Annotated in this window: 1 protein-coding gene; it reads left to right on the top strand. The window is 40.9% G+C overall.

What is annotated here, in order from left to right; all coding sequences use genetic code 11:
- On the top strand, nucleotides 1-362 hold a 362-nt coding region (locus AAEZ18_RS18455), incomplete at both ends, for an IS66 family transposase (protein ID WP_352255848.1).

The following is a 362-nucleotide window of genomic DNA, read 5'->3' as shown; positions in this document are numbered from 1 at the left end:
CGACAAGAAAAAGCCTTACCCATATTAATGCACTTTAAAGCGTGGCTTGATGAAGCCGAAGGTAAAGTAACGGCGGGAAGTTATATTGGCAAAGCGATAAAATACACGCTTAATCAATGGCCGAAATTAATGCGGTATAGTGAAGATGGCGAACTAGGGATTGATAATAATATTACTGAGCGAGATATTCGGCCGTTTACCACTGGTAGAAAAAACTGGCTATTCTCAAAATCGGTTAATGGTGCTCAGGCCAGCGCGATACTTTATAGTATTGTGATGACCTGCCGTGCCAATGACATCAATCCTTATTACTACTTTGTGCATTTATTTAAAACGTTGCCGAATCGAGATGAGGGTGATGA

The sequence above is a fragment of the Pseudoalteromonas sp. 19-MNA-CIBAN-0066 genome, from assembly GCF_040308705.1.
Classification (GTDB): Bacteria; Pseudomonadota; Gammaproteobacteria; order Enterobacterales; family Alteromonadaceae; genus Pseudoalteromonas; species Pseudoalteromonas nigrifaciens.
This window is presented reverse-complemented; position numbering and strand designations above follow the sequence as displayed.